Here is a 14021-nt window from a genome sequence, read left to right as displayed (position 1 = left end):
CAAGATGACCACCACCAGCGACACCACCACCGAAGCGGCGCCGAGCAACGCCCCCCTGTTCTACACCCGTCCGGTGCCGCTGCAGGCCGATGTGCACGCCGACCTGCGCATCCTGCCGGGCAGGCTCGAGTTTGCCGCGGGCAACAACGCCATTCCGCTGGTGCTCGGCGAGTTCTCGCTGGCGCTGCACCACTTCCCGATCCTCTTCGCTGGCCCGACCGCAGTGCCGATGGCTGCCGTTGGTGTATCCGACCAGAACCTGTTCATCAAGGATGGCCTGTGGGAAGACGAGGCCTATATCCCGGCCTACCTGCGTCGCCACCCCTTCATCTTCATCGACACCGGCTCGGACAATGATTTCCTGCTGGGCATCGACGAAGAGAGCTCGCGCGTGGTCAAGGGCGGTGACGAAGGCCAGCCGCTGTTCGTCGATGGCAAGGCCACCGACATGGTGCAGCAGGCGCTGGAGTTCTGTGGCCAGTTCACCCGTGAGCACGAACAGACCCAGGCCTTCTCCAAGGCCCTGATCGACAACGGCCTGCTGGTCGAGCGCAACGCCACCGTGCGTACCCCGGATGGCCGTGAATTCAACCTCAATGGTTTCCAGGTCGTCGACGTCGAGAAGTTCGTCGCGCTGCCGGAAGCCACTGTGATCGAGTGGCATCGCAGTGGTTGGCTGGCGCTGATCCACCAGCACCTGATGTCGCTGGGTCGCTTCAACGACCTGACCCGTCGCCAGGTCGAGCGTCTGGCGGCCTGATCAGGCCCCGGGCATGGCTTCCGCAGCGCGGGAGCCATGCCATTGCTGAAGGACGCGCAACAGGCGTCGCGCATCGGCCCAGTCGGGTGTGGCGTCGCGACCCAGCTCCCACAGGTCGCCCGCCGTGTCCGCCTCTGCGGCAGCCCCGTATATCTGCAGGGCCCCCTGAAGCCGATGCGCGTGATGGCATAGGTCAGTGGCACTGGCGTCATTGATGGCCTGTTCGATCCGCAGCAGCTCGCGGCCGATGTCCGTGATGTAGGCGGGGTCACCTGCGGCTGTGCCCGTTGCGATGGCCTGTCCGGTCGCCGGCAGCTCCAGCGCCCGCAGCAGTGACTCAAGCTGTAGTGGCTTGGTCAGGGTGGCGTCGAACCCTGCTTTCCGGCAGCGCGCCACATGCCGACGATCACGGCGTGCCGACAGCGCGATCAGTCGCAGTGGGGCACGCGCCTGCCTGCGCAACTGCATGGCCAGCGCATAGCCATCCATGTCCCCGAGCCCGATGTCGAGCAGGATCACGCTGCGCGGTCTCACGGCCTGCTCGGCAAGCGCGCTGGCGGCGTCGCCAGACGCGTGTACATCGGCACCCAGGCGGCGCAGCTGCTCGCTGATGACCCGGCGATTGAGGGCGTGGTCCTCCACCAGCAGCAGCTCAACCCCGCCCAGCGGCGTTCCCGCGCCGGCGCTGGCGGTTGACGTGACCTTGGCCTTGGCGGGGCGTACCGGCAGGCGCAGGGTGAAGCGACTGCCGCGCCCGGGGACGCTGTGTACTGACAGGTTGCCGCCCATTGCGCGGGCAAGCGCATGCGCGATCATCAGTCCCAATCCGCTGCCTCCGCGCTCCTTGCCGTCTCCGCCCTGCTGGAATGGCTGGAACAGCACGGTGAGTTGCTCTGCAGTGATGCCGATTCCGCTGTCGATCACATCCAGCATGAGCTCACGAGGGTGGTTGCCTGGCGTCAGTTGAAGGCGCAGCTCGATGCCGCCGACGTCGGTGAACTTGAGTGCGTTTCCCAGCAGGTTGTCGATGATCTGGCGCAGTCCTTCCGGATCGATGGCGACAATGGGGCAGGGCTCGGGGAGGCAGTCGAAGCGAAGCGCCAGCCCGCGCTGCCGAGCCTGGGGACGAATTGCATCCAGCGATTGGCGGCAGAGTCGTGCAATGTCGCAAGGTTCTACGTGCGGCTTGAAGGTGCCGCTGGCCAGGCGTGAGAACTCCAGCGAGCGGTTGAGCAGGTTGCGCAGCGAGGAGCCCGCGGCATGTGCAGCCGCCAGCGCTTCTCGCTGCCCCATGGGCGCCGACGGCTGGCTGAGCAGGTCGATCGAGGCAAGGACTGCCTGGGCCGAATTGCGCACCTCGTGGCTCAACATGCCAATCGCGCGGGCGCGGGCACGGCCTTCAGCACGCAGGCGCCTGTGCCAGGCATGCCACAGGAACGGGGCGACTGCCAATGCGGCAGCCAGGGCCGGCAGCCACTGCGGGGGCAGCTGACGCATCCAGTCCAGGACGTGCTCCAGCGAGGCGGGGGCCGCCTGTTGGGCCCATAGCTGCAACAGGCCGGCATGTTCCTCCAGCGTAATGTCGTGCAATGCCCGCTCGATGCGCTCCAGCAGCTGGCGATCTTCGTGGCGCGCAAGCAGGTGCAGGTCGGTGGAGAAATCGCTGTCGAAAGGCTGCAGGTGCAAGTGCCCGGCGAAATGCCGACGGATCAGGGGCCGCAGGGTCGTTTCCAGGCCGATTGCCAGATCGGCGGTGCCGTTTTCAACAGCTGCCAGCGTGGCGTGCCGATCGGCCAGGTGTAGCAGGCGGACGTGCGGATGGCGCGCGGCCAGCCATCCCGCATACGGCCCCCCTTCGAGCACGGCCAGGACCTGGTGGTCCAGTTCCGTGATATCGCGTGGCAGGCGTTCGCCGCTGCGGCCGGCGAGCATCGTCTTGCCACCGCGGAACGTGCTGGATGCCACCAGGCCGGGGCAGGGTGGCTGCAGGTGGTTGCCAATCACCAGTACCAGATCCGCTTCGCGTCTGCAGACGGCAGCCACCGATGCGCCGGTGCTGGGATGCTGGTGCTCCTGGAACTGCAGCTGCGAACGCCGTGCAACCAGATTGGCGTAGCCATGGGCCAGGCTTGGCAACGTCGTGCCGCCAGCGAGTGCAGCGGGTACCGGGTGCAGCGACGGCGTGGTCGCCACCCGGACTTCGCGCCCCGGCCCCCATTCAAGTGATGACGCATCCTCGGCCGACGCGGCGGGAAGCAGGATGAGCGCCAACAGCAGGAGGGTGGATGTACGCATTCGATCGCGCATCTTCACGGTGATTCCAGCTGCTGCCGCATGGCGTAGATCTCGGCATCGTTGCGCAGCCTGAGCTTGCGCAGGGCCGCAACCTTCTGTGTGCTGACGGTCTTGATGCTGCGATGGCGGCGGAGCGCGATTTCCGAAACGGTCAGGCCCGCCAGCAGGAGCTCCAGTACTTCGCGCTCGTTGCGGCTGAGCTCTTCGCAGTCTCCCGGCAGCGTGCAGTCGGGTGGCAGTCGCGGAAGGCCCTGCGATACCCGCACGATCGCGTCCGCGAGCATCGGCAGTGGTTCGGCCTTGCTGACCACGCCGCTGACACCCGTGGCGATGAGCTGGTTGATGTGGATCGAGGGTGAAAGGGTCGCAAAAGCGAGCAGGGTGACGCGAGGAAAGTGCTCGCGCAGCAGCGGGGTCAGCTCGGACGCGCTGCGATCGTCGCGGGCCAGGGTCAGATCGATGATCGCGACATCCACCCGCATCTGCTGGAGGCTGTCGATGAGTTCGTCGCTGCGGGCGTGGCTGGCGACGATACGGAAGCGGGCGTCGCGGGAGAGGTGCAGGGCAGTGCCGCGACGGACGACTTCGTGGTCGTCCAGTAGTGCCAGTCGCAGCGGGCGCGGGGCAGGAGGTCCATTCATGCGCAGGGAGGTGATCGGCGCCCATGGGGCGTGATGACCATTCTGGCGCTGCTGTCGCGGCGAACATCGAAAATGCTTGATTTTTGCGAATATTCCTAAGAAGTGATTCGCTGCATCCATCGATTCGGAGCTGTCAATTGATGGGATCGAATGCTACCGGACGGATTGCGGCACACGCCGCAGTCGGCGGATGTCGTAGCCCATCTCGGCGATGCGCTGCACGGCCTTCTGGTAGTCGCCGTCGGACACCTGCGGCGTACGCGCCATGTACCAGACATAGTCGCGCTTGCTGCGCGCCACGATGGTCTGGCGGTAGTCGTCATCCCGCCAGGCGATCACGTACTCGGCCTGGATCGGCCAGATGAACTGCATGCCCCAGATCGCGCCATTGCCTTCCTTCTCGACACGGCCAATGGGGTGCATCGACTTCTGCGGTGCATCGAAGCTGCCCTTGCGATAGGTGAAGGTGGTCTGGATGCGCCCGTCGGGCTTCAAGGCATAACTTTCCACCGCATCGTAGGCATCGCGTTCGGGCCAGGACGGAATATGGGCGATCACGTACCAGTCGCCCATGAAGCGTGGCACATCCACCGACGGCGCACGCGGAAGCGGCCGGGTGTCGCTGGAGGAGCAGCCCGAGCCGAACAGGCCGACTGCGATCAGCGGAAGCAGCGAGAACATGCGCATGGGGCACCTCAGCGGGGTCGGAACAGATAGTGGGCGACCAGCCACTGCTGGCCGTCGTCGTAGCCGAACAGTTCGGCACATGCCATCCAGAACATCCGCCAGCGCTGCCACCAGACCTTCGCTGCAGCCTGGCCGTAGGTGGCGATCAGCACCGGCATCACCTGCTCGCGGGCGGCATCCTGGTTGGCCAGCCAGTGGTCGGCCGTGCGCTGGTAGTGGGTGCCGTCCAGCAACCAGCGTTGGTCCAGGCGCAGGTCGCGCTGGAAATGCAGCAGCGTGTCGGCGGCCGGCATCAGGCCGCCGGTGAAGAAGTGGCGGCCCATCCAGTTGTCGCCGCCGTCTGTCTCGAACGGGTACATCAGTGTGCGATGGGCGAAGATGTGCACGAACAACGCGCCATCCGGTTTCAGCCACCGTGCGATGCCTGCCAGCAGGCGCTCGTAGTTGCGTACGTGCTCGAACATCTCCACCGAGACACAGCGGTCGAACCGGGCTGTCGGCAGATCAAGTTGGTTGACGTCACAGGTCAGCACCTCGACGTTGTCCAGGCCGCGCGCCTGGCACTGCGCCATGATGTGCTGGCGTTGGCTGTGCGAGTTGGAGACGGCGGTGATATGCGCCTGCGGGTAGCGTTCGGCCATCCACAGGGTCAGTGAGCCCCAGCCGCAGCCCAGCTCAAGAATCTGCTGGCCATCGGCCAGTCCGGCGCGCTGGCCGTACAGTTCCAGCATGGCGTCCTCCGCCTGGTCCAACGTTTCGCGCCCGGTGGGGTAGTAGCAGCTGCTGTACTTCAGTCGCTTGCCCAGGCAGGCCTGGAAGAAGGCTGCCGGCACTTCATAGTGTTGGCGGTTGGCTGCGTCGGTATGCAACGCGAGCGGGCTGTCGGCCAGCTCGACGATGCGCCGGCTGAAGCGTGCCGATTGGCCTTCGATGCCACCCTCGCTTTCTTCATGCAGGCGCTGCGCGCACAAGCGGCGGATGCCCGCACGCAGCGCCGCATCGGGGATCAGCCCGCGTTCGGCCCAGGCGATCAACCCGGTTTCCGCATCTTCGGCTGGGTTCAGTGACGGGATCGCGCTCATGCGGAATGCTCCTTGGAAGAACGGGGAAACCAGGGAAAGAACATCGGTGTACTGCGCTGGTAGGCGCGATAGTCGTCGCCGCGGCTGCGCAGCGCCTGTTTCTCGGTGAATGGAACGCCGCTCAGATAGCGCAGGAACACGTACATCAGCAGCGGGCCGGCCCAGGCCAGCCACCACAGTGGCGAGCCGACCGCGAGCAGGACATAAGTGAACCAGTGCAGCCACTCGAAGAAGTAGTTGGGGTGGCGGGAATAGCGCCAGAGCCCGGCGCGGCAGGTGCGGCCCCTGTTCGCCGGGTCGGCGCGGAAGCGGGCCAACTGGCGGTCGGCCAGGCTTTCGCCGCCGACGCTCAGCAGCCAGGCCAGCGCTGCGGCCACCACCCACAGGGTCAGGTCGGCCCGAGGGTTGGCAGCCACCGCCACGAAGGGCAGGGCGAACAGGAGGATCAGCAGCGCCTGCGCCATGAAGAAGCCGAAGATCTTGCCCTGGTGGCCGTGCCAGTATTGGCGCAGGTAGCGGTAGCGTCCGTCCTCTTCTTCGTGACGGACCCGGTGCCACAGATGCAGGGCGAGTCGACTGCCCCACAAGCCGCCGAGCACGCCCAGCGCGATCCGCGGCATCACCGCACCGTCGCCCAGCAGCGCCAGCAACAGCGCCGAGGCGCCCACGCCCTTTGCCCAGAGCACATCGACCACGCCGATGTTGTGGTGGCGGCGCTGCCAGGCCCAGCCCCAGCTCATCACCAGTACGGCGTACAGCAGGACCCACATCAGATTGATCATGACGACGCTCCTGCGAAGGGCGGCTGCGGGATGTGCATGCCGCGACGGGCGGTCCGGCACAGCAGGGAAAGCGCAATGCTCCAGCCCGCGCCCAGCACCAGCAGTCCTGGCCATACGGGATCTGCGAACCGCACTGCGTCGAAACCGCGTGCGGCAGACAGATAGGCCAGCGGTGCCAGCAGCAGGCCGAACAGGGCCGGTAGGGCCGGGTGGTGCTGCAGGAAGCGCATCGACGTGGTCAGCGTCATCGCGAACGCCGCCCACAACGCCATGATCCACGGCGGTGGCGCCCAACCCAGTGGGGCCGCCGCGTAGCGCACCGTGCCGCTGGCGGCGGCACTGGCGTCGACCAGCCATGCGCAGGCCAGTGCCAACATCAACAGCCGCAGATCCAGCCGGGGGCGCGGTGAGGTCAACAGCTGGCTGCCGATGTAGAGCGAAGCGGCCAGTAGCGCGGGCCACTGCCAGCCGCGGCTCGCGCCGGCCACGGCACACAGCCAGACCAGCTGGTTGCCGAGCAGATTGGCCCAGAAGCGATGCATGTCAGTGGCTGTCGGTCGCAGCGAAAATGGGCCGGTGGTCCGGACGGGCCAGCAGCAGATGCGAGACGCCGATCGAACGTTCCAGGAAGCCACCCTCGCAATAGGCCAGGTAGAATTCCCACAGCCGGCAGAAGCGCGCGTCAAAACCCTGCGCCTGCACTGCCGGCAGCTGGGCCAGGAAACGTTGGCGCCAGGCGCGAAGGGTCAATGCGTAGGAGTGGCCGAAATCCTGCTGGGCGATCAGCTGCAGGTCGCTGGATCGGCTCTTGGCGGCCATGATCGCGTTGATCGATGGGATGAAGCTGCCCGGGAACACATAGCGCTTGATGTAATCGACGCTGCGCCGGGCCTGTTCGTAGCGGTGGTCCTCGATGGTGATGGCCTGCAGCAGGGCAACGCCATCAGGCTTGAGCAGGCGCTGCAGCGTGGCCATGTAGGTGTCCAGGTATTCGGCGCCGATCGCTTCGATCATCTCGATCGACACCAGCTTGTCGAACTGGCCCTGCAGGTCGCGGTAGTCCTGCATCAGCAGCGTGACCTGGTCCTGCAGGCCCGCCTCCCGTACGCGCCGGGCGGCCAGCGCATGCTGTTCTGCAGAGATGGTGGTGGTCGTGACATGGCAGCCATAGTGCCGGGCGGCATGGACCGCGAAACCACCCCAGCCGGTGCCGATTTCCACCACGCGGTCGCCGGGTTTGAGCTGCAGCTGCTGGCAGATGCGGTCCAGCTTGCGCCGCGAGGCCGATTCGAGTGGTTCGGACTCACTGGCGAACAACGCCGACGAGTACATCAGGTCCGGCGACAGGAACAGGGCAAAGAAATCGTTGCCCAGGTCATAGTGCGCGGCGATGTTGCGGCGGCTGCCCTCACGGCTGTTCCGGCGCAGGCGGTTCCAGCCCCGCAGCAGCCAGCCACCCACGCGGGCCGGGCCACGCTCCATGCCGTCCAGCAGGTCGCGATTGCGTACCAACAGCCGGATCAGTGCCACCAGATCATCACAGTGCCATTCGCCCTGGATGTAGCTTTCACCTGCGCCCACACTGCCTTGCGCTGCAACCTTGCGATAGAACCCCGGGTCATCGATGGTGACGGTGACATGCAGTTCGCCACAGGCATCGCCCAGCCAGACCTCGCCCAATGCGTCACGTACGCACAGGCGACCGTCGCGCATGGGGGCAAGCTGGGCCAGCAGGCGGCGGCGCAGGAACGCATCCAGGGCGCCGGGGCGCGGCAGGGCGACCAGAGGGGTCATCGAGTTCATCGTGGTTTCTCGGCAAGAGCAGGGTGGTCGTGCACGGGGTTGCGTTTCATCCACAGCCGAAGTGCATGCCAGTGGATGGCGGCCACCACCTGGGTGGTCATCAGCGGATAGCAGGCCAGCACCCGGGCCAGCCCGCGGCCGTTCAAGGCATGTCGCTGCATGGCCTGGGTCGCATCAAACTGGCGCACCCCGTCGCGCCAGACCTGCATGTGCACGCGCAGGTCCTGGTCCGGTCGGTTGAAGCGCCAGTCGTAGCGGCAATCCATCGGCATGAACGGCGAGACATGGAAGCGCTTGTCGAACTGCCAGCGCAATGACGCCCCTTCGTGGAGGGCCGTGGCGACCGGCAGCACATAGGCGTGCCGTTCCTTCCAGGGGGTATTGGTGATCTCGGCCACGATGCAGTCCAGCGTGCTGCCGTCGGCCTGGTAGCAGTAGTAGAAGCTGACCGGGTTGAAGACATGCCCGGCGAAGCGGAGGTGGGTGAGCAGGCGCACCGGACCGGCTGGCCGGTAGCCAAGCGTGCCTGCAGCGTGGTCGCGCACCGCATCGGCCAGCGGCCGCGCGGGATCACCGAAGTAGTCGCTGCGGCGGAACTCGGCCAGGTTGCGGCGATTGACCGACCACAACCAGCGCCCGGCGAACACCGTGTCGAGTTCATCCAGGTCGAGCAGCAGCTGCGCGATGAGGTAACGGAATGCATGCGGATGCGGATGATGCCGGCGATGCATCACCTGCCCGATGTAGAGCGCGCTGGCACTCATGCCGCCACCTCATCCGAGGCGGATACGTTCCGATGTGGAGCGCAGGCCTGCAGGGCATCGACCACGTGGCGGGCACTGCGGATGCCATCCTCGTGGAATCCCCAGCCCCAATAGGCGCCTGCAAACCATGTGTGGCGGCGGCCCTGCAGTTCCGCCCAGCGCTGCTGTGCGCGCACTGCAGCGTGGTCGTGTACCGGGTGCGCGTAATGCAGGGTCCGCAGCACCTTGGCCGGATCGATTGCCTCGCTGCGGTTGAGGGTCACTACCAGGGGGATGTCGCCCGGCAGGCCCTGCAGCAGGTTCATGCAGTAGCTGACCGTGCAGGGCGCCGCGCGATCCCGTGGTACGTGCGCGTTCCAGGCCGCCCACGCCTTGCGGTTGCGCGGCAGCAACGACGCATCGGTATGCAGCACCGCTTCGTTGGACTGATAGCGGATGGCGCCGAGGACCTCACGCTCGACGGCATCTGCGTCGGCAAGCAACGCCAGTGCCTGGTCGCTGTGGCAGGCCAGGATCACTTCGTCGAAGGCCTCCACGCCGGCGCTGCTGTGCACGCGTGCACCCCAGGGCATGCGCTCGACCCTGCTGACCGGACATTGGAGCCGCTCATGCACGCGCCAGCGGCGACGCAGCGCATCCACGTAGCGCGTCGATCCCCCGCTGACCACCCGCCAGCTTGGCCGCCCGGTCATCTGCAGCATCTGGTGGTTGGCCATGAACTGGGCCAGGTAGCGCGCCGGGAACGCCTGCACGGTGGCCGTCGGCGAGGACCACAGCGCCGAGGCCATCGGCAGCAGGTGCTCGTCGATGAACGCCTCGCCATAGCGCTGGCTGCGCAGGTAATCACCGAGCGTGGGCCCGTCTTCTTCGGCCAGCAGCAACGGCGCGTCGCGATAGAACCGGCGCAGGTCGGCCAGCATGCCCCAGAAGCGCGGCGATATCAGGTTGCGGCGCTGGCAGAACAGCCCATCCAGCGAGGTGGCGTTGTACTCCACGCCGCTGCGCTCACTGTGCATGGAGAAACTCATCGTGGTCGGTTGCGAGGCCACGCCCAACTCGTCGAACAGCGCCGACAGCAAGGGATAGTGCTGGGGGTTGAAGACGATGAAACCGGTATCCACCGCCATGCCTCGGCCCGCCACCTGCACGTCGTGGGTATGGGTGTGGCCGCCGAGGTAATCGTTGGCCTCGAACAGCGTGACGTCGTGCTGGCCATCCAGCCACCAGGCACTGGCCAGCCCCGCGATACCCGAGCCGATGACCGCGATGCGCATCTCAGTACCTCGCCTTGGCCAGAACCCACTCGGGGATGGGCTTGAGCCCTTTGACCAGGCCCAGCGCCGCCATCGCGCGCAGCCCGTACCAGGTCAGATCCACTTCCCACCAGCGGAAGCCCTGGCGCACGGTGCCGGGGAAAAAGTGATGGTTGTTGTGCCAGCCCTCACCGAAGGTGAGCAGCGCCAGCCACAGGTTGTTGCGGCTGTCGTCGCGGGTCTCGAAGCGGCGGCGGCCGAAACGGTGGGCCAGCGAATTGATGGTGACGGTGGCGTGGAACAGCACGATGGTGGAGATGAAGAAGCCCCACACCAGCAACTGCGGGCCCGTGGTGTGCAGGCCGGGCGCCCAGCGTTCCAGTGCTGCACCCAATGCATACAGTCCGATGGCCAGCAGCACGGGAATGGCGGTATCGAAACGGTCAAGCCAGCGCAGTTCGGGGAAGCGCGCCAGGTCAGGTACCCGCGACAGATCGGTCGCGAATGCCTCGCGGGTGAGGAACCAGCCCATGTGGCTGCGCCAGAAGCCGCCTTCGCGCGGCGAATGCGGGTCCAGCGGCTGGTCGGCATGCCGATGGTGGTGGCGATGATGGGCGGCCCACCACAGCGGACCGCGCTGCACGCTGGACGCGCCGATGACCGCGAACACGAACTGCACCGGACGCGATGCCTGGAAGGTGCGGTGCGAGAAGTAGCGGTGATAGAACGCCGTGATGGCGAACATGCGCACGGCGTAGAGTGCCGTGGCCACGACGACCGCCGTCCATGACACGCCCACCCAGATCACCGCGATGCAGGCCAGGTGCATCAGTGCAAAGGGTACCGCGCGCACCCAGTCGATGCGTCCTGGCTGTTCGCCGGTGGTCTCTGTGGCGTTGCTGGTATCCACCCACCGCTGCAACGTACGCAGCAGGCGCCAGCGTCGACGGGGGAGGGGCGCTACAGAGGCCATGGCGGATCTCGGCGGGTGTCGTGTCTTCCTTTACGCAGCAGGGTGCGCAATGGATGCGCCACTTCGAACTGAATTTCGCTTCACCTGGGCGTCACGGCGCAACGCTCGGCCAGGGGCTGCGCCCACGCCTGTTGCCAGTCACCTGCCGGTCGCTCGGCAGCTGGCGAGCGGAAGCGCACCGTCACCTGCGGATAAGTGCCGCGCGCATCGCGCAGGTTGCTGGTGCCGCGGAACTCCAGCAGACGACGGTCGGCCGTGGCGTAGACCAGGGCCAGGCGCGGCGCGATGCCGCCGTACCAGGTGTCCAGGCTGACCTCGATGGCCTGGGCGTCGATGCCCTGCCAGCGTACCGGGCCGATGCGCCGCACCTGCACCGGGAAGTAGCGCTGGCGTGCAGGCACCAGGAACGGCAGTGTGATGCGCTCGCCGCGCAGCAGCGCCGGCCAGTGCAGGCGTACTGCGGCATCAAACCCCGCATCGATCACCGCGTCCGCCGGCTGTTCAAGCCGGCGCCTGCGCAGCTCACTGGCGGCATCCTCCTTCCATGCAATCGACACCGAGTCGCCAGCGGCGTCGACCTCGGCGGTCTGGCCGCTGCGGCGGTCCTCCAGCGAATATCCCCGTGCCTGTGGGCGGGCGCTGGCGGGCAGATGCTTGCGGGCGAAGGGTTGGCCATCCGGGCACTGGTACAGCACCCAGCGCTCGGCGCCCTCCGTTGCCTCGCGTCGCCAGTGCACTTCACGGTAGAGGAGGTCGCCCTGCGCGGAGGTGGCCACGCCCTCGCTTCGCAACCAGGGTGCCGCCAGCACGGCTTGGGGCAGGCACATCAGCAGCCAGGCAGTGCGCATGGGTCTTCATCCGGAAGAGGAGGGCCCAGGTCATACGGCGGGGGCGGCCGGTTGGATGCGTCGTGCCGTCTGCATCCAATTGCTGCCCCTGCGCGTACAGAGGACAGACCTTCACCCGCCCGCCGCGAACCCAGATGTACCCTGACGCCGCCAGCACACTCCTCAACTTCGATAGCGCACGCACCGTGTCCAGTTCCCAGCAGCCGAGCAGCGAGCCGACGAACTGGGCCGGTGACATGGACGGCGTGGCGCGCCTGCGCGACCGCGACTGTTTCATGCGGATCTATGACTACTTCATGCCGCGGCTGTGCGTGTACCTGCGTGGCCTGGGTGCACCCGACGGCGTCGCCGAGGAACTGGCCCAGGAATGCCTGCTGCGCCTGTGGCTGCGGGCAGCCGACTACGATGCAGCCCAAGGCGCCCTCAGTACGTGGCTGTACCGGATTGCGCGAAACCTGCATATCGATCGCATCCGTCGCGAGCGCAGCTGGATGCAGGTGCAGGCAGCGGTGGAGGACGCTGCCACACTGGATGTGATCGAGCGCAGCAGTGCCGAGCAGTTCGCCGACCAGGCACGTCTGCGCCAGCGCATCAACGAACTGCCCGCCGTACAGGCGCGGCTGGTGCGGATGTCCTATTTCGAGGCCAAGAGCCACAGCGAGATCGCAGAGGCGCTGGGCATGCCGCTGGGAACGGTCAAATCGCACCTGCGCCGCGCCTTTCTGCAGCTTCAGGCCAAAGTGGGAGGTGCGCTGTGAATCCGCACCACCATCTGCACGAATCGACCCTGATGAGCTATGCCGCCGGCGCGCTGCCGGCGCCGTTGAGCATCGTCGCCGGTGCCCATCTGGAGCAGTGCCCGCATTGCCGTCAGCGCCTGCGTGACGCCGAAGCGATCGGCTCGGTGCTGCTGGAGCAGACCCAACCACCTGCAGCGGAGACGCGACGCGAACAACTGCGCGAGGCAATGCTGATGCAGCTGGCCACGGAGGCGCCGGTGCCCATGGCTGGGGTCGCACGCCCCGTGCCGAAGGAGCGCCCCGAGGCCAATCCGGACCGTCTGCCTGCATCGCTGCATCCGTACTTCGGCGCCTCGCTCAGCGACCTGCGCTGGCGCTGGATGGCGCCGGGCGTGCACTGCATCCGTGCAGAGCAGATGCCTTCGCTGATCATGCTGAAGATCGCCCCGGGCAAATGCCTGCCCATGCACAGCCATGGCCGCAGCGAACTGACCCAGATCCTGCGGGGTTCGTACAACGATGCGCTGGGGCTGTTCGCGCCGGGCGACGTGGCAGATCTGGACGAAGACGTGGAGCATCAACCGGTGACCGCGCCCGGTGTCCCCTGCATCTGCGTGTCAGCGCTGGATGCGCCGCTGGTGTTCAGTGGCTGGCTGGCGCGGAAGATCCAGCGTTTCGTGAAACTCTAGCGGGGACGACGATGGCCGGGACGGGCGCATTACGGATTCTGTTGACCGGTGCCGCAGGCCTGGTCGGGCAGGGTGTGGCGTTGGCCTGCCAACGCTCACCACAGGTGTCCCGCCTGACAGCGCTGGTCCGCCATCCGGGAAGTCTGAGCGGCGCCGGCAGCGAACTGATCGTTCCGGACTTCCTGCGCATCCAGGACCGGTCGGATGAACTGGCCGGGTTCGATGCCTGCTTCTACTGTGCCGGGGCGCCACCTGTTGGCACGGCAGAGGCCGAGTACCGACGCGTGACCCTGGACACCACCCTGGCGGTGGCCCGTGCCTGGGCGGTTGCGAATCCCGAAGGGTGCTTTCTGTATGTATCCGGTGCCGGCGCGGACCCTCGGAGCCGGCTGATGCCGTTGAGGATCAAGGGCGAGACCGAGGTCGCATTGCAGGGCCTGCCGGTGCGCACCGTGATGCTGCGCCCGGGCGGTGTCAGGCCGGTCCCGGGCACCGGCACCCGTCATGCCCTGTTGAAGCCCCTGTACTGGGGCGGCGCGCCGTTGATGAAGCTGGCCAGCGCGATTGCGCCATCGCTGATGACCAGCAATCTGGCTCTCGGTCAGGCGATGATTGCACTGGCCGGCAGGGAGCATCCGCCGGCCACGGTGGAGTGCGCGGACATCAACCGGATCGCCGCTGGCGTAGTCGACCCGGCCTCCTGA

General features: G+C 66.8%; 15 protein-coding genes. 4 read left to right on the top strand and 11 right to left on the bottom strand.

Features of this window, described 5'->3' with window-relative positions; genetic code table 11:
* Positions 1 to 4: 4 nt before the first annotated feature.
* Complete coding sequence (locus tag AC5P6S_RS07295) at positions 5 to 760, top strand: SapC family protein (protein ID WP_005409617.1); 756 nt, start codon at positions 5 to 7, stop codon at positions 758 to 760.
* Here the strand turns inward: AC5P6S_RS07295 and AC5P6S_RS07290 are convergent, their stop codons facing one another.
* The 11 genes from AC5P6S_RS07290 to AC5P6S_RS07240 all read right to left on the bottom strand — a co-directional run bounded on the left by AC5P6S_RS07290 (position 761) and on the right by AC5P6S_RS07240 (position 11888).
* A complete protein-coding gene (locus AC5P6S_RS07290; RefSeq protein ID WP_171956705.1) occupies positions 761 to 3067 on the bottom strand; it encodes an ATP-binding protein in 2307 nt (768 codons plus the stop codon).
* A gap of 2 nt (positions 3068 to 3069) precedes the next feature.
* Positions 3070 to 3816 carry a LuxR C-terminal-related transcriptional regulator gene (locus AC5P6S_RS07285; protein WP_241895586.1) on the bottom strand — a complete coding sequence of 249 codons (747 nt, stop codon included), beginning with the start codon at positions 3814 to 3816 and terminating at the stop codon, positions 3070 to 3072.
* 33 nt (positions 3817 to 3849) lie between these two features.
* Entirely contained in the window at positions 3850 to 4383 is a 534-nt protein-coding gene (locus AC5P6S_RS07280; RefSeq protein WP_005413302.1) for a lipocalin family protein, read from the bottom strand.
* An 8-nt stretch (positions 4384 to 4391) separates the two neighbouring features.
* On the bottom strand, positions 4392 to 5465 hold the full coding sequence (locus tag AC5P6S_RS07275) for an SAM-dependent methyltransferase (protein WP_099473145.1): 1074 nt from the start codon (positions 5463 to 5465) through the stop codon (positions 4392 to 4394).
* A complete protein-coding gene (locus AC5P6S_RS07270; RefSeq protein WP_012480154.1) occupies positions 5462 to 6247 on the bottom strand; it encodes a DUF1295 domain-containing protein in 786 nt (261 codons plus the stop codon). Before AC5P6S_RS07270 ends, AC5P6S_RS07275 begins: the two co-directional genes overlap by 4 nt.
* Complete coding sequence (locus AC5P6S_RS07265; RefSeq protein WP_012480155.1) at positions 6244 to 6789, bottom strand: DUF2878 domain-containing protein; 546 nt, start codon at positions 6787 to 6789, stop codon at positions 6244 to 6246. The genes AC5P6S_RS07270 and AC5P6S_RS07265 overlap by 4 nt, the downstream gene beginning before the upstream one ends.
* Before the next feature lies 1 nt (position 6790).
* The gene (locus AC5P6S_RS07260; protein WP_012480156.1) at positions 6791 to 8050 is read right to left on the bottom strand and encodes an SAM-dependent methyltransferase; all 1260 of its coding nucleotides are present in this window, start codon (positions 8048 to 8050) and stop codon (positions 6791 to 6793) included.
* Positions 8047 to 8814 carry a DUF1365 domain-containing protein gene (locus tag AC5P6S_RS07255; protein WP_495204544.1) on the bottom strand — a complete coding sequence of 256 codons (768 nt, stop codon included), beginning with the start codon at positions 8812 to 8814 and terminating at the stop codon, positions 8047 to 8049. Before AC5P6S_RS07255 ends, AC5P6S_RS07260 begins: the two co-directional genes overlap by 4 nt.
* Entirely contained in the window at positions 8811 to 10088 is a 1278-nt protein-coding gene (locus AC5P6S_RS07250; RefSeq protein WP_062607023.1) for an NAD(P)/FAD-dependent oxidoreductase, read from the bottom strand. The genes AC5P6S_RS07255 and AC5P6S_RS07250 overlap by 4 nt, the downstream gene beginning before the upstream one ends.
* Position 10089: 1 nt before the next feature.
* Positions 10090 to 11040, bottom strand: a complete 951-nt coding sequence (locus tag AC5P6S_RS07245) for an acyl-CoA desaturase (protein WP_005409627.1) — start codon at positions 11038 to 11040, stop codon at positions 10090 to 10092.
* 80 nt (positions 11041 to 11120) lie between these two features.
* Complete coding sequence (locus AC5P6S_RS07240) at positions 11121 to 11888, bottom strand: hypothetical protein (protein WP_099527369.1); 768 nt, start codon at positions 11886 to 11888, stop codon at positions 11121 to 11123.
* Between the two features lie 134 nt (positions 11889 to 12022).
* On the opposite strand from AC5P6S_RS07240, the gene AC5P6S_RS07235 reads away from it, so the two are divergent.
* From AC5P6S_RS07235 to AC5P6S_RS07225, 3 genes are read left to right on the top strand one after another with little or no spacing between them, the layout of a single operon-like run.
* Complete coding sequence (locus AC5P6S_RS07235; protein ID WP_005409629.1) at positions 12023 to 12646, top strand: sigma-70 family RNA polymerase sigma factor; 624 nt, start codon at positions 12023 to 12025, stop codon at positions 12644 to 12646.
* Positions 12643 to 13317, top strand: coding sequence for a ChrR family anti-sigma-E factor (locus AC5P6S_RS07230; protein WP_049397282.1), 675 nt, complete (start codon positions 12643 to 12645; stop codon positions 13315 to 13317). Before AC5P6S_RS07235 ends, AC5P6S_RS07230 begins: the two co-directional genes overlap by 4 nt.
* An 11-nt stretch (positions 13318 to 13328) precedes the next feature.
* Positions 13329 to 14021, top strand: a complete 693-nt coding sequence (locus AC5P6S_RS07225; protein ID WP_032963797.1) for a Rossmann-fold NAD(P)-binding domain-containing protein — start codon at positions 13329 to 13331, stop codon at positions 14019 to 14021.

It is taken from the genome of Stenotrophomonas sp. YJH_SMC_119 (assembly GCF_059368315.1).
The sequence above is the reverse complement of the archived record's forward strand: the minus strand, read 5'-3'. Positions and strand labels throughout refer to the sequence as shown.

Excerpts from the sequence above, each read along its gene's own strand:
- AC5P6S_RS07295 (WP_005409617.1), top strand. The coding sequence starts at position 5 with ATGACCACCACCAGCGACACCACCACCGAAGCGGCGCCGAGCAACGCC.
- AC5P6S_RS07290 (WP_171956705.1), bottom strand. The coding sequence starts at position 3,067 with ATGCGCGATCGAATGCGTACATCCACCCTCCTGCTGTTGGCGCTCATC.
- AC5P6S_RS07285 (WP_241895586.1), bottom strand. The coding sequence starts at position 3,816 with ATGGATGCAGCGAATCACTTCTTAGGAATATTCGCAAAAATCAAGCAT.
- AC5P6S_RS07280 (WP_005413302.1), bottom strand. The coding sequence starts at position 4,383 with ATGCGCATGTTCTCGCTGCTTCCGCTGATCGCAGTCGGCCTGTTCGGC.
- AC5P6S_RS07275 (WP_099473145.1), bottom strand. The coding sequence starts at position 5,465 with ATGAGCGCGATCCCGTCACTGAACCCAGCCGAAGATGCGGAAACCGGG.
- AC5P6S_RS07270 (WP_012480154.1), bottom strand. The coding sequence starts at position 6,247 with ATGATCAATCTGATGTGGGTCCTGCTGTACGCCGTACTGGTGATGAGC.
- AC5P6S_RS07265 (WP_012480155.1), bottom strand. The coding sequence starts at position 6,789 with ATGCATCGCTTCTGGGCCAATCTGCTCGGCAACCAGCTGGTCTGGCTG.
- AC5P6S_RS07260 (WP_012480156.1), bottom strand. The coding sequence starts at position 8,050 with ATGAACTCGATGACCCCTCTGGTCGCCCTGCCGCGCCCCGGCGCCCTG.
- AC5P6S_RS07255 (WP_495204544.1), bottom strand. The coding sequence starts at position 8,814 with ATGAGTGCCAGCGCGCTCTACATCGGGCAGGTGATGCATCGCCGGCAT.
- AC5P6S_RS07250 (WP_062607023.1), bottom strand. The coding sequence starts at position 10,088 with ATGCGCATCGCGGTCATCGGCTCGGGTATCGCGGGGCTGGCCAGTGCC.
- AC5P6S_RS07245 (WP_005409627.1), bottom strand. The coding sequence starts at position 11,040 with ATGGCCTCTGTAGCGCCCCTCCCCCGTCGACGCTGGCGCCTGCTGCGT.
- AC5P6S_RS07240 (WP_099527369.1), bottom strand. The coding sequence starts at position 11,888 with ATGCGCACTGCCTGGCTGCTGATGTGCCTGCCCCAAGCCGTGCTGGCG.
- AC5P6S_RS07235 (WP_005409629.1), top strand. The coding sequence starts at position 12,023 with ATGTACCCTGACGCCGCCAGCACACTCCTCAACTTCGATAGCGCACGC.
- AC5P6S_RS07225 (WP_032963797.1), top strand. The coding sequence starts at position 13,329 with ATGGCCGGGACGGGCGCATTACGGATTCTGTTGACCGGTGCCGCAGGC.